The organism is Arthrobacter sp. ISL-28, from assembly GCF_018613875.1.
Taxonomy (GTDB): Bacteria; Actinomycetota; Actinomycetes; order Actinomycetales; family Micrococcaceae; genus Arthrobacter.
The window spans coordinates 1-18,861 of record NZ_JAGGPJ010000025.1 but is presented as its reverse complement, the minus strand read 5'-3'; the positions used below and the strand labels follow the sequence as shown (position 1 = coordinate 18,861).

Sequence of the window (18,861 nt, the reverse complement as noted above, 5' to 3'; positions counted from 1 at the left end):
CCAGCCTCCGGTCAGTATCTACGAGCCTGAGCGTATTCGCCTTTTCTGCGACCCGTTTCCGCTGAGGAGCAGAGCTGGATCGCGGGAGTCTCAGGGGCGCCCGAGGCGGGGAGGAGGGCGCTTTTCAGGTCTTGTTTCCTTTCCCGGCACAGCTGATCACCGCAGAGGAGGTCACTGATCTCGAAGCCGCCGGCCGAAGCCTTCGTAGGCGGCTTTGGCCCTTTGGAGGCCAAGTCTTCGCGTCGATCCTGTTGAGGATCCGTTTTGCCGTCCTGACGCCGCACGCGGGAGGTGGCGTCAGGACCGGGCGAGGAGTTCAGGCCTCGGAAAAGGCGTCCGCAGTTCTTATAGGTGAGATGCGGCGGCGAGCCCCGTAACGACGCCAGCATGCGATGTATTGACGGGTTTCACACCTCAAACCCATTGCGATCTTTGGAGTAAATCGATGGATTTCTTTAAATTTGATGACTGGAGCACCCTCGAAGGGTTAGAGGTCGAGATCTGGCGCGGCGGGAGCCTGGTGAGACGTTGCGTCATCGACGCAGCAACTAAGGACTCATCCATCGTCTGGAGCGCAGCGGATGCGAACAATCATCGACGATTGTGGGACAAGGCCCGAGGTTTCGAGGTGAGGGTTCCCCTGGTGTTCATCCAGAGAGCCGAAGCTCAAGAGCGCATGGAGGGTAGGCCCGGTAACGAAAGGTGTAGCCAAATCCAGGCTGGCACCGGCAAGAACCGGTTCACACATTGAAGAGGGCTTAGCCGCGTGAATGAATGCATATCAATGAGCCGGATGCGGAAGGTCCTCACACAGGTTTTTCTAATGTGGCCCGACCTTGGACGAAATGCGGGCCCGCTTCGCAGAGCTGCTTAGTCCTGGACTTCAGAAGCAGATGGCCGTCTGGAGAAGGTTGTTGCGGGTGTCGTTCTACACAGCCCGTCAACCCCCAGAAGGCCTTCGCCCCCTATAAGAAGCCTCCCAGGGACTTCCTGTGCGCGCACGTCTTCGACGGAAGAGGCATAGCTGGGCACGAGTGGACAACCACCTTGTCGCCTGGGGCTGAGCTTTCCCGGAGTGTGACCGGGTGGAAGAGACAGCGGGAGCCGTCGGTGTCTTGCTGACAGGCCAATCGCGGAAATGAACAAGACGCCGGTCTTGCCCGGGCGAATTCCTGCCGGGCAGGTCACATGAAGGAGAGAGCAAAAGTGACACGTATAGGGATTGTGGGCGAGTTCGGCCGCGAGACAAGGGTGGCGGCCACGCCCGTCACGGTCAGGCAACTGGCCGAGTTGGGCTATAACATCGTGGTCGAGAAGGGTGCGGGGGAATTATCGTCGTTCCTTGACAACGCGTATGCCGCGGCAGGTGCAACGATTGTCGGCGCCGACGAGGCGTGGGGAAGTGACATCGTGCTGAGGATCAATCCTCCTACTGAGGAAGAAATCGGACGATTGACCGACGGGGCCACGCTGATTGGAATGCTGAGTCCGGCGCTGCGCCCTGAGCTGGTGGAGGCGCTGGCGGCGCGTCCGATCACGGCGCTGGCGTTGGATGCCGTGCCGCGGATCTCGCGGGCGCAGGCGATGGATGTGCTCAGTTCGATGGCGAACATTGCCGGGTACCGGGCTGTCATCGAGGCCACACACGAATTTGGCCGGTTCTTCACCGGGCAGATAACTGCGGCGGGTAAGGTTCCACCGGCGAAGGTCCTGGTCGCGGGAGCCGGAGTCGCCGGTTTGGCAGCGATCGGCGCGGCGAGCAGCCTCGGCGCGATCGTACGCGCGACGGACCCCCGGCCCGAGGTGGCCGATCAGGTGAAGTCCATCGGCGGGGTCTACCTCAAGGTTGAGGTCGAGGAGGTCATGACGTCCGCGGACGGGTATGCCAAAGCCACGTCCGAGGCGTACAACCGGCGCGCGGCAGAGATTTACTCCGAACAGGCCCGGGACGTGGACATCATCATCACCACGGCCCTCATTCCGGGGCGTCCCGCGCCGAAGCTGCTCACGGCCGAGGATGTTGCCGAGATGAGGCCGGGCAGCGTGATCGTTGACATGGCTGCCGGCCAAGGCGGGAACGTGGAAGGCTCAGTTGCCGGAGAACGTGTGGTGACGGATAACGGTGTGGTGATCCTGGGCTATACCGATCTCCCGGCCCGGCTGCCGGCCCAGGCGTCCCAGCTGTACGGAACTAACCTGCTGAACTTACTCAAGCTACTCACGAAGGAGAAGGACGGCCAGCTAAGGATCGACTTCGAGGACGTCGTTCAGCGGTCGGTGACGGTGGTGCGGAACGGCGAGAAGACCTGGCCTCCGCCACCGGTGCAGGTCTCCGCCGCGCCCCCCGCCCAGGCTCAAGCTCCACATGCCGGAGGGTCTGCTGCCGACACGGCGAAGAAGACGGGCCTGAGCCCGGCTGGTAAGGCCGGGCTCATTGCCGCGGGCATGGCGATGCTCTTCGGGATCAACGCTGTGGCCCCGGCCCCGTTGCCGCAGCATTTCACGGTGCTGTTGCTGTCCATCGTTATTGGTTTCTATGTCATCGGAAAGGTACATCATGCCCTGCATACGCCGCTGATGTCAGTCACTAACGCCATCTCCGGGATCATCGTAGTCGGCGCGCTGCTGCAGATCACGTCGGGGAACACCTTCATGCAGATCATGGCCGCTGTTGCTGTCCTGCTGGCCAGCATCAACATTTTCGGTGGCTTCGCCGTCACCCGGCGCATGCTCGCGATGTTCTCCCGCGGAAACAGGGCAGACGGATGACCGCCGTACACGAAACAACGCAAACTTTAGCCAGGAGCCTTACCGTGTCTGATACCGTCTCCGGTCCGTTGACCGCAGAGTCCATCGCCGGTGCGGCCTACATTATCGCGGCCCTGCTGTTTATCCTCAGCCTCGCCGGCCTAAGCAGGCATGAGAAGGCCCGCACGGGCGTCATCTACGGCATCTCGGGCATGGCCATTGCCTTCACGGCCACAATCTGGCTGACCCTTCAGGGTGCCGGGGCGACAGGAGCAGCGCTCACTGGGCTGGTCCTGCTCGTCATAGCGGTGCTGGTCGGCGGCGCCATAGGGCTCTGGCGTGCCCGTGTGGTGGAAATGACCGGCATGCCGGAGCTGATCGCCCTGCTGCACAGCTTCGTGGGGCTCACCGCCGTGCTCGTCGGCTGGAACGGGCACCTTCAGGCCCCCGCCCTGGCTGAGGACTTAATGGCCGTCCACCACGCCGAGGTGTTCATCGGCGTGTTCATCGGAGCTGTGACCCTCACCGGCTCGATTGTGGCGTTCCTGAAACTCTCGGCCCGGATGAAGTCCTCACCGCTGATGCTGCCCGGAAAGAACGCCGTCAATCTCGGCGCCCTCGCCGCCTTTGCTGCCCTGACCGCCTGGTACGTCAACGACTCACAGCTGTGGCTCCTCGTCGTCGTGACCCTGCTTGCCCTAGGACTGGGCTGGCACCTCGTGGCCTCCATCGGCGGCGGCGATATGCCCGTCGTTGTCTCCATGCTCAACAGCTACTCCGGCTGGGCCGCGGCAGCAGCAGGCTTCCTGCTGAACAACGACCTTCTCATCATCACCGGTGCCCTGGTCGGCTCATCCGGCGCCTACCTGTCATACATCATGTGCAAGGCCATGAACCGGTCCTTCATCTCCGTCATCGCCGGCGGGTTCGGCATCGCCGCCCCCGCCGAAGGGGACGCCGACTACGGCGAGCACCGGGAAATTACGGCCCAAGCAACCGCCGAATTGCTATCCAATGCGTCCAGCGTCGTCATCACCCCCGGCTACGGGATGGCAGTCGCCCAGGCCCAATACCCCGTGGCCGAACTCGCCCACAAACTAAAGGAGCGGGGCGTGGAGGTGCGGTTCGGCATTCACCCCGTTGCCGGCCGATTACCTGGTCATATGAACGTGCTCCTCGCCGAAGCAAAAGTTCCCTACGACATTGTGCTGGAGATGGACGAAATCAACGAGGACCTTGGCGGTACCTCGGTCGTCCTCGTCATCGGGGCCAATGACACCGTCAACCCCGCTGCGGCCGAGGACCCCGGTAGCCCCATCGCTGGCATGCCCGTGCTCAGGGTGTGGGAGGCAGAAAACGTCATCGTGTTCAAGAGATCCATGGCCGCCGGTTACGCGGGCGTGCAGAACCCGCTGTTCTTCCGAGAGAACTCTCAGATGCTCTTCGGAGATGCTAAACAACAGGTCGAGGATATTCTCCGCGCGTTCTAACAGCGATGGTCTCCTGAGACGTTTCGGCGGCCAGGCCGAGACGCATCGAGGGGGACATTTCAAAGGCACCCATCTCAACGCCGCAGACCTGGGCACCAGATATTCGGCAAACAGAGGCAACACGCCGGCCCATCGAAGGCAGGGATGGCGCATTCTGAGCAATGGGCCGTGGACCAAAAACCCAACTTCTACATCGCCCTCGCCGACGTCAGACTAGGCCGTGAAGCCCAAGCCTGCGCTATGGGATCCCGACTTTGTGGCAAACAAGAACGATCTCATCCTGCGCTACAGCCTGGGCCGGTCCAGATCTCCTTTGGCCCTGACTTTCCTATCCTCGATCCCCTGCCAGCCGAATATTTCAACGAACTGCCAGACCCGGGCGGGGTTTGAACCGCCCCCAGGCACACATCGTGGACGAGAAGTAACAGCAAGTTCCAAGGGGTACCGTACTTCCAGACCGTGGGCCATGCCCTCGTAGTGACCCAAGAAATCTTCTGGCGCTAGGGAGGAGACCGGCGTACCGTCTGAGGAAACGATGAAGGCTGCGGCCTGCGGCGTTGGGCCTAAGATCTAGCCCTTTTGTCTCGGGTAATTTCGTCGAGGAGCCAAGGATGGCTGGATGGAATGCGGATACGGCGGCCGGGCCCTTAGGTCCGGGGACGGTCACTTTGGTGGAGGGCACGTCCTTCTGTATTTCGTTGCCAAACGGGGATATTCATCCCGAATTTCCGCACGGCGTTTTCTTTCAGGACACACGCATCCTGTCCGGCTTGACGCTCACCATCAACGGCCAGCCGCTTGAGTCACTGGCAGCGGAGACGAAGGAGCCGTACCGGGCGTTGTTTGCCGGCCGTGTTGCCGGGCTTGCCGGGTCGGCGGACAGCCCGGTGATCGTGAAGCGGTTGCGGGAAGTGGGTGTCGGCATTCAGGAACAGATTTCCGTTCTGAACTACTCCCTGCAGCCGGTTGAATGCCTGATATCCCTGACGGTCGAGGCAGATTTCGCGGATCTTTTCGAGGTAAAAGAGGCAAGGATACGGCGGCGCTGGGAGGAATCGCGCCAGGCGGATGGTGCTTCATTGACTATCAGCGCCATCTGGCAGGATGTTCGGAGGGGAGTCATAGTCGAGGCCGGGGGCGCCGATGTAACTGCCGGGGCCGTGACCTACCACACGGTTATCGCACCCCATGGCCAATGGACCACGCTGCTTCGCGTGGTGCCCCTTCTTGACGGAATCAGCCGCGCGGGGCGTGTTCATGCGGGCGCCGGCGAACTCTCTCCGAGTGACCGACGCCGGCAGGAATGGGTGGCAAAGATTCCGGTGCTCCGCATGGGCAACCGGTCGATTGAACGCACCCTCCGGCGCAGCTATGACGATCTAGGCGCCCTTCGCATTGAAGATCCGAACCATCAGGACCGCGTCGTGGTGGCCGCCGGGGCACCATGGTTCATGGCACTATTTGGGCGGGACTCGTTACTGTCTTCCTTCATGGTTCTGCCGGTCGACGCAACGCTGGCATTGGGGACGCTGCGAACTCTGGCAGACGGCCAAGGCAGCGCCGTGGATCCAATGAGCGAGGAGGAACCGGGAAAGATCCTGCACGAGGTCAGGCTCGACGTCTCCAGCGGGCAGGCCTTGGGCGGCAAGTCCATGTACTACGGCAGCGTCGACGCCACCCCGCTGTTCGTGATGCTGCTCGGATCAGTTAGCCGCTGGGGGTTCGCAGCCGATACCATTGCAGCCCTCCTGCCCAATGCAGACCGCGCCCTGGACTGGATCCGTGACTACGGCGACAAAGACGGCGACGGGTTCGTCGAATATGAGCGCCTCAACGACCGTGGGCTGATCAACCAGGGCTGGAAAGACTCTTGGGACGGCATCAACTTCGCCGATGGCCGCCTGGCCGAGCCACCGATCGCGCTTTGCGAGGTGCAGGGTTATGTCTACACCGCGTATCTGTCTCGCGCCTGGATGGCGTACGACGCCGGCGACGCGGCCTTGGCGGAAGAGCTTGCAGACCGGGCGGCGCAGTTGAAGAAACAGTTCAACGAGCAGTTCTGGATGCCCGAACGCGGGTATTACGCGGTCGCCCTCGACGGCAGGAAGCGGCAGGTGGACGCGTGCGCGTCCAACATGGGCCACTGCCTGTGGCATGGCATCGTAGACGACGACAAGGCGCCACAAGTAGCCGAACGCCTAATGTCCCGGGAAATGTTCAGCGGATGGGGTGTGCGGACCTTGGCCAGCGACATGGGTGCCTACAACCCGGTGAGCTACCACAACGGATCTGTCTGGCCACACGACAACGCGCTAATAGCGACCGGCCTGCTGCGCTACGGCTTTGTCGCCGAAGCGCAGCGGATCTCCACGGCCCTGCTGGAAGCTGCCGAATACTCCGAGGGACGGCTGCCGGAGCTGTTCTGCGGCTTCAGTCGGGACGAGTTCGCCGAACCCGTCCCGTATCCGACGGCATGCTCACCCCAAGCCTGGGCAGCGACCACACCCATCCACTTGCTCACGAGCCTGATGCGCTATGACGCCCATGTTTCACGCGGTGGCCTATGGATGGATCCAGTACTCCCGGAGTCGTATGGCGATCTGCACATTACCAACGCGCCCATTGCAGGGCGCCGAATCACGATTGACATTTCCAAGTCCACCGCATCTGTCCAGGGTCTGCCCCAAGGCATGGTGTTCCATCACGGGCACCGACCGTGGCTGGCCGAACTCGTGAAGCAAGCCAAACTGTACCCGAAGACGTAGCATTGCCAGCGACTAGTCCGCATGGTCTTCTATTTTCAATCGGGGTCCGAATTCGACTTCACGTCATGGCCGCGCTGCTGAAGAGCGCGACCGCGACACTAATGCTCGGCTAGCGAATTTACCTTTAATGAGTGCGCGCGCGGAACGGTCAGGAAGACCGCATGGGCTGTTCGTGCAGGAACCTTGGCCACGTCATACTGTTGCCGGGGCTCCATGGTGCGGAATGGAGATCGAGTTGTCCCAGATAGGCTTGGGCCGACCGTCCGTGCCCTGCCGTCTTGGTTCCTCAGTTCGATCCCGCGTTGTCCGGCAGGAGCCTTTCGAATCGGTAGGCGAGGAGAGCTGCGATGGCTCCGATACCGGCCACTGCAGCCGCCGCAACCCAGGCTGTAATTGACCCGTAGTTGGAAAAGACAAGCCCGAATGCGAATGGGCCTACAGTTCCGCCGATGTAGGTTCCGCATTGTGCTATTCCGGTGGCGCGGGCAGTGAACGGATGTGACCTCCGAGAGACGACGAAATGGACCAGGCCGTTCCAGCCCCATCCGAAGCCGAAAGCCAAGGCACATCCGACGGCGAAGACCGCTTTGTTGCCCCAGGCCATGGCGAGTAGGCCAGCGAACCCGACTGCCAGCATGGAGGCAACGGTTGCCATGGATCCGCCGATTCCCCTGTCTGCCGCAAACCCTGCCAACGGGCGTACAAGGCATCCGGCCGTGCTGCCTATTCCCAGGAGAAGCCCTGCGGTCGAGATATCAAAGCCAGCGCTGGAGGCGGAAACGACGGTAAAGGCGCCTAACGCAGTCGCTTGGGCAGAGCCTAAACCTGCTGCTATCGCTGTGGTTAACAGGAATAACCTCAGGGGCCGGGGCAGTTTTGTTCTCATTGACCCGAGCCGTGGCCGCCGGGCAGTTACTGCCTGGATCCGAGGTACGACGCGAAGGAGTACCGGGAGAAAAAGAGCTGCGAACACAGCTGCAACACCGAACGCCCACCTCCACCCGAGGGTTATCGCCAGAGTTGGTACTGCGATACCAGCAGCAAGTGTTGCTGCTGGTATCGCAACCTGTTTGAGGCCAAAGGCAAAGGCTCGGTTCTTTGACGCAACCTCGTGGATGATGAGGCTATTTGAAACCGGGTGTGCCAGTGCCGTGGAGGCCCCCGCGATTCCCATCCACAGGAATAGCCATGACCAGTGAGGGGTCAGGATGGCAATGCCCAGGAGCGATGTCATGCCCAGGGTTGCGGAAAGCAGCATCCCCTTTCTAAAGCCGAGTCGCTGAGCAACTTGTCCGCCTGTCGTAGATAGGAGGGCCGATATTCCCCAGTAGGAAGCGACGGTGGCTCCCAGAACCTCGGGGGTCATGCCCAGGTCCTGCTCCAATTGCACGCCTAGTCCTCCGACGAGGAAAACTGGAAGGACTGCCGCTACGGTCGTGGAACTGGCCATTGTCGTGGCACGACGGCCAGGGCGTCTGAGCGGTATGGCGTTCATCGCAGTGACCCGCTAACTACTGGCTGGCTGCGCGTAGAGACTCTTTCCGCCGCAAACGTAGAGGATTTGACCGGTGACGGCATGGTTCGCCGGATCAGCGAAAAACCGCGCCGCCCATGCCACATCGCTGGCTGCGCCGAGGGATCCCATGGGTTGGGCTTGGAGGAGCCGATCCATGACCTCTTGCGGCTCCCGGCGCAGCAGGGGTGTATCAATCAGTCCGGGCGCCAGACAGTTCACCGTAATCCCGTACTTGGCTAGTTCGATCGCCAAAGATCTGGTAGCTGACACAACCCCGCCCTTTGACGATGCATAAGCGAGCTGTCCGAACCACCCGAGCCAAGCGCGTGATGAAATGTTGATAATCCGTCCGGTCCTGCGGCCGATCATGCTCTTGGCGGCGGCCTGGGAGCAGAGAAAGACGCCCGTTTGGTTAATTGCAATGGTGCGCTGCCATTCTTCGTCAGTTATTCGGCGCACACCGCGGTCGACGCTGATCCCGGCGTTGTTCACCAGAATGTCCACCGGACCCAATTTCGCTTCCGTCTGTTCGAAGAGAACTTGCACCCCTTCACGGTCGGTGACGTCCACGGCCAGGCCAATTGCTGTGCCGCCGTTGCTCCTAATCCGCTCGGCTGCCTCTGCTGCGCGGTCGCCTGCAATATCGGCGATGACAACTTTGGCTCCGCTGGCCGCGAAGTCTTCGGCGACTGCGAGACCGATGCCGCTGGCGGCCCCGGTGATGACGGCTACCTTTTCGTTTAGTCCCATGAGAATTGTCCTTTGTCGATAATGAGGTTCTGTTCTTTTTCCATGCTGGTCAGACGGAGAGGCTCGACAGCAGACTCGCGCCGCCGCAGCAGTACATCACCTGGCCGGTGATGTAACCGCTCCTGGTGTCGAGGAAGAATTCGCTGGTGCTTGCGATATCTTCTGCTGTGACGGGGGCTGGGGTTAGGGGCTCCGGTTCGCGCAGGTGTGTTCCGGCGGGTCGGCCGGCGTCCCGAAGAACGCTGCCCAGGGGAGGAAGGGCGGCCACCACGTTCACCGTGACGCCATCTGGACCTAGCTGGAGAGCGAGACTCCGGGAGACAGCGACGAGTGCTCCTGCCGCAGCGGCAATGTGCGGACGGTTCGGCCAGCCAAGGCCGTCGCGACTGCTGATGGTCAGGATCCTTGCCCCGCCGTCCGCTCGCGGGCGGAGATGAGGGCGCAACTGATTGACCAGCTTGAGCATGCTGTCCACAACGCTTCCCGCGCTGATAGCGGTGCTCCCGTCCAGTAGTCCTGGTTCATAAATCAGTCCGTCTATGGTTTCTTGCCCAGCCAGGAGGGCGTCGATTTCCTCTGGAGCAGGAGCTTCGCTGATGGTCTTTACCACCCACCCGGTCGATTGCAATCTGTCAGCCACGGCCTTTGAAGTTGCGGTTCCCGGGGAAGCGAGCACTGCCAGCCTCGGGTATCGCAGTTGTGTGTCAGTCATTGGTCCCTAGTCCTTGTTCAGGTTGTTGTCAGGATGTGTATTGAGCAGGCGCCGTTGTCTACACCGAAGATCCCGCCGCCGGTCACATGGGTGAGGGCAACCTCTGCCCCCGGTACCTGCAGGTCGCCCGCTTCACCGGTCAGTTGCCAGTAGGATTCGCAAATCTGGGTAACGCCGGTGGCGCCTACGGGATGTCCACGGGATAGCAGGCCGCCGCTGGGGCTGATGGCTACCCGCCCGTCCCGGTCGAATTCTCCTCTTGCTGTCGCTTTGTATGCCTGCCCCCGCTCGGCGATGCCAAGCGCCTCGGTGTGCAGGAACTCGGCCACGCTGAAGGCGTCATGGAGTTCCACGAGATCCAGGTCGCTGGGTTTTATGTCGGCCATCTCATAGGCCGCTTTCGCCGCTCGGGCGGTGATATCCGGCCAGGTCATGTCCCGATAAGAGGTGTGGAAGTCCCCTGAGCGCACCACGCTGGCCCGCATACGGATGCTCGGCGTGGCCAGCTCTTTGGCGAATGCCTCCGAGCACAGCAGGACCGCGGCCGCCCCGTCGCTGTTGGGGCAGCAATGCAAGAGCCGCAATGGGTCGGCCACGGGGCGTGAGTCTTCTACGTCCTCCGCGCTGATTGCCTTTTGGAAGTGGGCACGCGGGTTTAGTGCCCCGTTGCCGCGGTTCTTCACCGATACCCGGCTCAAGTCATCAACTGTCGCCCCGAAGTCGTGTAGGTAGCGCTGGGCACGCATGGCGTAAGCGGCTGTCATCACCATGCCCTGGGAGATTTCGATGTCATTGGTCGTCAGGGGAAGAGTTCCACCTCCAAACCCGGAGAGGTTTTCGGTTCCGAAAGCGATCACGCAGTCGGCGAATCCGCCGGCGATGGCCTGCCATGCGAGGTGAACGGCAGAGGCACCGCTGGCGCAGGCGTTTTCCACTGTGTAGACAGGGGGGCCGGACACCCCGACGCGCTGGAGGACCCGCTGGGCGAGAAGCGAACCGCCGTACGTGGACCCGCCGTACCCGGCATCGACCTGTTCGGGGCTTATTCCGGTGCTCGCGAGGAGTTCTTGGACAGCTCGGAAGCCGAGCTCTGCGGCATTGACGCCCAGGTGCTTGCCGAAGGGGTGAACCGCGGCCCCTGCCACATAGACCGGCCTCATAGCGCGTCTCCGGACGTGGGGGCTTCACTGACTTCGGCGACCAGGTATGAGGACAGGGGGCCGGTATCGTCCTCACCTATGGCTCCCACCTTCAACTCCACTGGCGTATTGGGAGCGAGTGCTTCGTCGGTTTCGACGTGGGCGAGGAGGCGGGCTCCGTCGAGGTCCACGTATGCCAGAACGTATGGTGGCTTGAATGCAGCAGGGCCGATGCGTACGACGGTTGACGCGTAGGCGGTGCCGCGGCTGCCGGTGAGTGCCTGTTCGACGTTTCCGGATGCGCACTTTGAGCAGATTTCCCTGGGCGGGAACCAGGTGCTGCCACAGTTGTGGCATTTGGTAATCATCAGGGCTGTGTGATCGCCGTCCTGATGGATCCACTCCCCTCCGACCAAGGTCGGGGCGGGCGATGTATGCGTGTTCAAAATGTCTTCCTTCTCCCGGTTTCGTAGTCTCTAGCGGCCCTGGTATTGCGGTGCGCGCCGTTCGGCGAAGGCCGTTCGGCCTTCCACCCGGTCTTTGGTGTCCCTCAGCAGGCCCCACAGCAGCTGTTCTAATTCCACTGACTTGCTCAGTGACAGATCTTCGGTTCGCATCGCGAGAGTTTTGATGCTCTTGATGGCCAAGGGGCCGTTTGCGGCGATACGGTCGGCGATCTCCAGTGCATGATCCAGTAGCTTCTCAGCCGGGACGACGTCACTGACCAGCCCGATGCGGTGCGCTTCGGCGGCGTCTATGCGGTCACCTGTGAGGATCATTTTCATGGCGACAGCCCGTGGTACGGCCCGCAGCAATTTCGATACGCCCCCTACGGCCGGGACGCTGGCCCAGCGAGGTTCAGGTAGTCCGAAGGTCGCGTTGTCGCTGGCGATCCGTAGGTCACAGTCCAGCGCGATCTCCGTGCCGCCGCCCAGAGCGTGGCCGTTGACCGCGGCGATCAGGGGTTTGTTGATCTCCAGTTCGCTGATTGTGATGGCCCGGACGTAGAGGCCTTCATTGACGCTGCGTTCATAGGAGTGGAAGTAGGCTTCAGCGAATGATGTTTCCGGGGGCAATGTGCGCTTGAGGTCTGCTCCTGTGCAGAATGCCCGCTCACCTGTTCCCGTGATCACGGCAACCATCAGGTCGGGGTCATCACGGAACTGGCGCAGTTCCTGGTTGAATGCACGCATGGAGTCCACATCCAGTGCATTTAGTGCTTCGGGCCGGTTGATCCGGATGATAAAGGTCTTTCCTTGGCGTTCTGTCTCGATCGTCATGTCAGCCAACGACTCCTTGCTGGTTCAGTGAATCAAATGTTTCCGGGTCCATTCCGAGGAGGTCCTGGCACACCTCCCGGGTGTCAGCACCAAGGAGAGGAGCGGGGCCGCGGAGCCGCCCGGGGGTTCTGGAGAGCTGGTAGGGAATGCCGTCATAGATGCTTGGTCCCATGACCGGATGATCCAGTCGGATCCAGTGATTGCGGTCGCGGAGTTGCGGGTCGTGGTTCAGTAGAGCGTCGGCGTCCAGTACGGCGGAAGCCGGAACGCCTTCTGTGGTTAGGGTGGCAGCCAGCCGGTCGGCATCCCAGGTCTGTGTTGCGGAGTTCATCAGAACATCCAGCTCCCGGCGGGCGTTTCGGCGGCCTTCCGGGCTGGCCAGATCTGGACGGCTCGCCCATGCGGGTGCTCCCAGAGCTAAGGTCAATGCGTCCCACTGCGCGTCAGTGAAGACTGCGATGGCGCACCATTTGTCTTCGCCCGCGCATCGGTATACGCCGTGCGGTGCAGCAACGGGGTCGTCATTGGCCGCGCGCTCGGTCTGCTGTCCCGCCGAGGCTGCCAGCAGCGCGGGGCCGATTGTGTTGACGGTGGATTCGAGCTGGGCGAGTTCGATATGTTCCCCCTGTCCGGTTCGGCGCCGGTTCCTCAGGGCTGCGAGCACCGCGATGGCACCGTGGAGGGGGTTGGGAACGTGGTCGGGATAGTTCGTGCCGGTCCCCACGGGGAGCCGGTCCGGGTACCCGGAGAGGCCGAACAATCCGCTGGCGGCAGCGATGGTCAGGCCGTAGCCCCGGTAGTCGCAGTGCGGGCCGCTGTTGCCCTGCATTGGCATGTCGAGGTAGATGATGTCCGGGCGGAGTCGTCGGACCGCCTCATAGCCAAGGCCGAGCCTTTCCATGGTTCCGGGCGTGTAATTATTGGCGACGACATCGGACTTGGCGATCAGCTCGAGGGCCAGCCGTTTCCCGTCCGGATGCTTGAGATCCAGGCATATGGAGCGTTTGCTCGAGTTTCGATTGGCGAAGTACCCGCTGCGGTTGATGCCCGACTGCCCGTCCCGGAAAGGCGCCATGGAGCGGATGGGGTCCGTTCTTGTCTTGGACTCAATTTTAATGACGTCAGCCCCATGGTCCGCCAACGGTTTGGTAAGGAACGGGCCTGCGCCGACCCAAGTAAAGTCGGCGACCCTGATGCCCTCGAGGGGGAGTCCGGTGCTCATGCTGGTGTCCTTTCGTACCCTAGATCGGCCGCTGCATCGACGTCCGCGAGGCTTTCGGTCGCGCTGCCCAGCGCGGGTGGCCCCGACCGGGGTCCGACGTAGGCGTTGGCGAACCGGTATGGGGGGCCGGGGAAGCGCAGCGGATTACCGCCGACGTCGATAGTGCGGAAGAAGTCGCGGGCAACGAGCTGGGGGTCGTTGATCAGGTCTTCTGGCATGGCCACCGGGGCGATGCTGATGCCCCGGCCCTGACCCGATTCGTACAGTTCCTGCTTGGTCCGTGTGCGTGCGAATTTTTCAAAGATTTGCCGGAACGCCGTACTGCCTTCGAGGCTTCGCCGCCAGGTCCTTTCTTGCCACTTATCGGCATCGAGGGTTCGTGCTTCGTTAACCCCCTGAGCGGTAAGCCACTCGATGATGGATTCCCATGCCAGCGGGCGCCCGCCGAGGCCCCCGACCAGATACACCCAGCCGTCAGCGCATTGAAAGAGCCCGGTGCCTGCTTCTGCGGGGCCGGCACCGACGCGTTTGCGTACCACGCCCTCCAAATCCAAGTATTGAACGGCGTTTTCCAGTGAATGGGCTACAGCTTCCTGTACCGAAAGATCCACAAATTGCCCGCGGCCGGTCGATTCGAGGGACAGGAGTGCGATGAGGGCCGCCGCGGCGGCGTGGACTCCGGCGATCACCGAAGTCTGGTTGCCCCAGGCCCGCAGGGGTTCACGATCCGGGTCTCCGGCCAGTCCGAGCAGGCCACCTGCGGCGAGCAGGGTCAGGTCGCTTGCAGGCCGGTCAGCGTATTGCCCGGTGAGGCCGAACGGGCTAATCGAGACATGAACGAGCCCGGGGTGCCTGTCGGTCACATCTTCCGGGTGCAGATCCCTGGCACGAAGGAGGGCAGGGCCTTCACTGGTCAGCAGCATCTGGGCGGTGTCGAGGAGATGTTCGAGCTGCACCGCGTAATCGGCGTCCGATGAGTCGGCAATCAGGCTTTGTTTGCCGGCTTCGGTGAAAGCGAAGCTGAAGCTGATTCCGTCTTCCATCCTGGGTGCGTTGTTCCGCTCCGGCGCGCCTTCCCGAGGTTCGACGCGGATCACTTCTGCGCCGAGGTCACTGAGCAGCCGGCCGGTGTAGGCGCCAAGCCGTGTGGTGAGGTCGATGACGCGTATGCCTTCAAGCGGTCCGTCAGGGGCGGGTGTGAGAATCATTGTCACCACCATCCCGTCCATATCAGAACGGCCCAGCTAACGAGAGGAGCCATGACTACCAGCCCGAACCCCCAGATCATCAGCTGACGGTAAACAGCATCCTGTTTCTTGGCGGGTGCATTGGCGACCACGAGGGCGCCGTTGGTTGAGAAGGGGCTGGAGTCTACGACCGAGGCGGAAATGGCGAGTGCGGCGATGACTCCGATGGCGCCGACATTGCTTGAGAGGAGCAGGGGAATGGCGAGCGGTATCAGCGCACCCAGGATTCCGGTCGTGGAGGCGAAGGCGGAAACGATTGCTCCGACGAAGCAGATGATGAGGGCCGCAAGAAGGGGTGATGAGATGCCGGCGATGGAGTCGCTGATGAAATCAACGGTGCCAACCGCTTGGAGCAGCCCGACGTAGGTGACGATGCCGCAGATCAGCAGCACCACCCCCCAGCTGACCTGGCTCAGAACATTCTTGGCGCTTTCGGGGGACAGCACTGACAGCAGGACCGCGACCGACATCGCCATGAGGCCGATATCAAGGTTGAAGATCAGCGCCCCCACGACCAGGCCCACCAGTCCCAGAACCGTGATGGTGCGGTCCCGGTTGAGTGTCAGGATCTCCGTTGCCGGAAGGGTCCGGGTGACAACGCCTACAGCCGTTCCTCTTTCGGCAGCTGGTGAACCGCTTGCAGTTCCGCTCTCGTCGTCGTCGCCGGCTCGCCGTTTTTCCCTGATCAGGGTTAATCCGCCGAGGACAACATAGACGCCAACTGCAAGGGCCAGGTTAAAGACGGCGTTGCTCAGAAACAGCAGGGTCGGGCTGGCAGGAATGCCGCTGCGTTCAACGATGTCGTTGGTTATTACGCCAAGAACGCCCAGTGGTGAGAAGTTTCCGGCAGCGGAACCGTGCACCACCATCAGCCCCATCATCAGGGGGTTGATCCGGTAACGGGCGGCGAATGCCATGCCGATGGGGGCGATGATGGCAACAGCTGCAGGACTGAGCGCGCCAAGGGCCACCAGTACACCGCTCAGAACGAACATCACCCAGGGAATGGCCGCAATATGTCCGCGAACCGCGCGAATCGACCCTTGGACCAGCCAATCCACTGTGCCGTTGTTCTTTGCAATAGCGAACAGGTAAGTGACCCCAACCAGGATAACGAACAGGTTGGCAGGAAAGCCCTTGAGTACATCCGAAATGCTCTGGCTAAATACCAAGGTCCCGACAATGAAGGCTGCGACCAGGGCGAGGGCGCCGAGGTTGACCTTCCTGAGGGTTCCGAGGAGGAAGATCGCCGCGAGAACGCCGATCGAAATGAGATGCAGGGACATTAAGTCCTCCTTGACTAGGCGCCACTACTCTGTGACGACTCCCGAAACTTCGCACTTACGATGTCAGCTTCGGTATCTCGAAACTACGCTCGATCCAGCCCCCGTGTCAAGGCGCGCAAACGGGACAAAATTCGTAGACTCGAAGCCTGTCCCCGCAACTCGATTCGGTGGCAGACTGGAACCCAAAGAGTTGCACGGACAAGACGAGAGGACGTGAGTAGGCTGAATTCAGCACGCTTGGAACGAGCCCTGAAGATCCTTGAGTATCTGGGACATCACCAAGAGGGGTCGCCTCTGAAACGCATCTGCCAGGATCTCGACCTTCCCATGAGCAGTGCCCATGACATGCTTCAGGCGTTGATTGAAATAGATGCCGTACGTCTGGCCGATCAGCGGACTTATCTGCTGGGCCCGCGCTCTCTCGTGCTGGCCCTTTCCATTGTCGACTCCGTAGATCTTCGCCAAGTCAGCCGTCCGTACCTGATGGATTTATGCGAAGAGCTGAACGAAAATACTTACCTTGCGCTGCGCAGCGGTAACTCCGTGATCTATGCCGATCGATACGAGGCCGGGCAAACCCTGTCGGTAGTCATGAAGCTTGGCGGGCCGCGCCCGTTGCACGGCTCCAGCGTCGGAAAGCTCATTACGGCCTACACCCCAGAGCTCGAAGCCCGGGTACTTAAATCACCCGCGCTGGAGCAGTTCACTCCCCGGACTGTCACAAATCGTGTTGCACTGCGGGAGGAGTTGGCGGCCATTCGCACCAGAGGGTACAGCGTCAGCGACGGCGAAAGCGTTGAAGGTATTGTTGGCTTGGCCACGCCGATTTTCGATGCCGCTGGAAGTGTTGGGGCCGCCGTTCACATCTCGGCCCCCCGCGGAAGGCTGGGCTCTGACCGCCTCCCCCAGGTCCTGGCCGCGATGTCTCGGACAGGAGCGCTGATATCGCGACAGCTCGGGGCACCGGAAGATGCCATCCCTGCCCAACCCCTAACGGAGGCCATCGCACTGGAAGAAAACCGTCTCGCTTAGACCGGTTTGCCGACGCCCATTGAACTACCGGTGATTCTGCAGAGGATGCTCCCTGAGCCTTCCGCCCCTGACCACTGAGTGCGTTGGCGTGCGAACCCTGTGGAGGGCGGTTTCAGCACACGGGTGTGCCTCTCAATCACATGGAACATAGCGGACACGGGTCGGTCGTTTGTGCCGCCCAACGCGGGAAGAGGAGCACATGTCCGACGAAATCCTGGTTGAGCAGCAGCAATCCATAGCGACCGTCGTTCTGAACCGCCCTGAGCGCCATGACGCCCTCACCGTGGAGATGTACGGCGAGCTGCCCGGAATAGTTGCCGCGTTGGACGCAGACAGCTCGGTTAAAGTGATTATCCTGCGCGGGGCCGGTCAAAGGGCCTTTGCCTCCGGTGCCGACATCAGCGAATTCGAACGTGTGCGCGGGAACGCGGTGAGCGCACGAAAATACAACGACCGTGTCGCCACGGTGGAGCGTTCCCTGGAAACTTTGGGAAAGCCGACCATTGCCATGATCCACGGGTATTGCATTGGCGGTGGTGCCGGCCTCGCCCCCGCCTGTGACATGCGGTTCGCCGACTCCACAGCTCAATTTGCAATCACGCCCGCCAAGCTGGGGCTTGTCTACAGTCTTGAATCCCCCAAGCGGATCGTCGATCTCGGTGGTCCCGCCCGCGCAAAATGGATCCTCCTATCGGGTAATCAGATTTCCTCAGAACTGGCGTGGTCCCTTGGCCTATTCGACGAGGTGAAGAGCCCGGGAGAACTGGAGAAGTCCACCTACGGATTTGCTGAAACCATCAGCAGGCGCGCACAGTTCAGCGTTCGCATGGGCAAGGAAATGATCCGCCGCGTTACCCGCGGCCAAACCCATGATGACGACGAAACGCGCGACACTCGCAACTCATCCTTCGGGACGAGTGATTATAAGGAAGGTGTGCAAGCATTCCTGGCGAAGCGTCGACCAAACTTTCTTTGATTCTGCTATCACCACAGTTGACCGGAATGGTTCGGCTGGACTGTGCTCTCATGCAGGGATAGCCGAGATCACGATGGCAGCAGAAGGCGCCCGTCACTGGGAAATCTTCGTTGTCCCGACTCGCGTGCCACCGTTGAGACACGGTGGGGTCCGCACTCAGCCAGGGGCTGTGCTGGGCGTCACCGCCGGCGGATCTCGATACCGATCCTCCACGTCCAGCCTGAATGGCCCTATGGGGTCTGCGTCTAGTAGTCGTTGCCGCTGCTGCAACGGGCAGAGCGTGGAGGGGGCACGCAGGTATATCCACGGCAACCGTTACCGCCTTCTGGGACTCGCGACGGCGGGCGGCTCGAAGTGCACCCAGTGCAAAGGTGTCCTCAGGGACCGGAAAATCGCCAGGGAAGCCGGGCTGCGGGCGTCCGACGGAAACAAACCACACTGCAACAAGAGCTGGAGTAGTCCCTCGAGTTCCCCGATCCGAATCACAAGCCGGAATTACGAAGACTGCTCGAGTGGCGCCTCCTATGGGAATCGCGCCTGGGGCGCACTCCGGCCGCAGTTCTCTGGGTTCTTCTCCGGCGTCCGGCAAGGACCGACCATTGACACCGAAAGCAAAAGTGACGAAACTAATATTCGTAGCTGCGAAATGCACTTCGGACCTGGCCTGCGGGCATGACGAACGACGAAGTTCATCTGAA

15 protein-coding genes are annotated in these 18,861 nt (G+C 61.6%); 6 read left to right on the top strand and 9 right to left on the bottom strand.

The annotated features are described in order from the left end of the window. Positions 1–445: 445 nt before the first annotated feature. The 4 genes from J7E80_RS16865 to J7E80_RS16850 all read left to right on the top strand — a co-directional run bounded on the left by J7E80_RS16865 (position 446) and on the right by J7E80_RS16850 (position 7,003). Entirely contained in the window at positions 446–751 is a 306-nt protein-coding gene (locus tag J7E80_RS16865) for a hypothetical protein (protein WP_215053393.1), read from the top strand. Positions 752–1,206: 455 nt separating this feature from the next. Further along, the gene (locus J7E80_RS16860; protein ID WP_215053392.1) at positions 1,207–2,769 is read left to right on the top strand and encodes a Re/Si-specific NAD(P)(+) transhydrogenase subunit alpha; all 1,563 of its coding nucleotides are present in this window, start codon (positions 1,207–1,209) and stop codon (positions 2,767–2,769) included. A gap of 44 nt (positions 2,770–2,813) precedes the next feature. Then, positions 2,814–4,238 carry a Re/Si-specific NAD(P)(+) transhydrogenase subunit beta gene (gene pntB, locus J7E80_RS16855; protein ID WP_215053391.1) on the top strand — a complete coding sequence of 475 codons (1,425 nt, stop codon included), beginning with the start codon at positions 2,814–2,816 and terminating at the stop codon, positions 4,236–4,238. A 611-nt stretch (positions 4,239–4,849) separates the two neighbouring features. Beyond that, a complete protein-coding gene (locus J7E80_RS16850; RefSeq protein WP_215053390.1) occupies positions 4,850–7,003 on the top strand; it encodes a glycogen debranching N-terminal domain-containing protein in 2,154 nt (717 codons plus the stop codon). A gap of 286 nt (positions 7,004–7,289) precedes the next feature. Here the strand turns inward: J7E80_RS16850 and J7E80_RS16845 are convergent, their stop codons facing one another. The 9 genes from J7E80_RS16845 to J7E80_RS16805 are packed head-to-tail and all read right to left on the bottom strand — an operon-like array spanning position 7,290 to position 16,155. Continuing rightward, complete coding sequence (locus J7E80_RS16845; RefSeq protein WP_215053389.1) at positions 7,290–8,453, bottom strand: nitrate/nitrite transporter; 1,164 nt, start codon at positions 8,451–8,453, stop codon at positions 7,290–7,292. A 57-nt stretch (positions 8,454–8,510) separates the two neighbouring features. Further along, a complete protein-coding gene (locus J7E80_RS16840) occupies positions 8,511–9,269 on the bottom strand; it encodes an SDR family NAD(P)-dependent oxidoreductase (RefSeq protein ID WP_215053388.1) in 759 nt (252 codons plus the stop codon). A gap of 49 nt (positions 9,270–9,318) precedes the next feature. Continuing rightward, positions 9,319–9,981 (bottom strand): SDR family oxidoreductase, encoded by a 663-nt coding sequence (locus tag J7E80_RS16835; protein WP_215053387.1) that lies wholly within the window; start codon positions 9,979–9,981, stop codon positions 9,319–9,321. 17 nt (positions 9,982–9,998) lie between these two features. Next, positions 9,999–11,141, bottom strand: a complete 1,143-nt coding sequence (locus J7E80_RS16830) for a thiolase family protein (protein WP_215053386.1) — start codon at positions 11,139–11,141, stop codon at positions 9,999–10,001. Then, positions 11,138–11,566: a Zn-ribbon domain-containing OB-fold protein gene (locus J7E80_RS16825; protein WP_251037007.1), complete on the bottom strand. Its 429-nt coding sequence runs from the start codon at positions 11,564–11,566 to the stop codon at positions 11,138–11,140. Before J7E80_RS16825 ends, J7E80_RS16830 begins: the two co-directional genes overlap by 4 nt. A 30-nt stretch (positions 11,567–11,596) precedes the next feature. Continuing rightward, positions 11,597–12,400, bottom strand: a complete 804-nt coding sequence (locus J7E80_RS16820; RefSeq protein ID WP_215053385.1) for an enoyl-CoA hydratase/isomerase family protein — start codon at positions 12,398–12,400, stop codon at positions 11,597–11,599. A gap of 1 nt (position 12,401) precedes the next feature. Next, positions 12,402–13,622: a CaiB/BaiF CoA-transferase family protein gene (locus J7E80_RS16815; RefSeq protein WP_215053384.1), complete on the bottom strand. Its 1,221-nt coding sequence runs from the start codon at positions 13,620–13,622 to the stop codon at positions 12,402–12,404. Then, a complete protein-coding gene (locus tag J7E80_RS16810; protein ID WP_215053383.1) occupies positions 13,619–14,830 on the bottom strand; it encodes a CaiB/BaiF CoA-transferase family protein in 1,212 nt (403 codons plus the stop codon). Before J7E80_RS16810 ends, J7E80_RS16815 begins: the two co-directional genes overlap by 4 nt. 2 nt (positions 14,831–14,832) lie before the next feature. Beyond that, complete coding sequence (locus J7E80_RS16805; RefSeq protein WP_215053382.1) at positions 14,833–16,155, bottom strand: SLC13 family permease; 1,323 nt, start codon at positions 16,153–16,155, stop codon at positions 14,833–14,835. A gap of 60 nt (positions 16,156–16,215) precedes the next feature. On the opposite strand from J7E80_RS16805, the gene J7E80_RS16800 reads away from it, so the two are divergent. Together J7E80_RS16800 and J7E80_RS16795 are read left to right on the top strand one after the other, a co-directional pair. Continuing rightward, positions 16,216–17,187 carry an IclR family transcriptional regulator gene (locus tag J7E80_RS16800; protein WP_285291869.1) on the top strand — a complete coding sequence of 324 codons (972 nt, stop codon included), beginning with the start codon at positions 16,216–16,218 and terminating at the stop codon, positions 17,185–17,187. Between the two features lie 199 nt (positions 17,188–17,386). Next, positions 17,387–18,163, top strand: coding sequence for an enoyl-CoA hydratase-related protein (locus J7E80_RS16795; protein WP_215053380.1), 777 nt, complete (start codon positions 17,387–17,389; stop codon positions 18,161–18,163). The last annotated feature ends 698 nt before the right edge of the window (positions 18,164–18,861 follow it).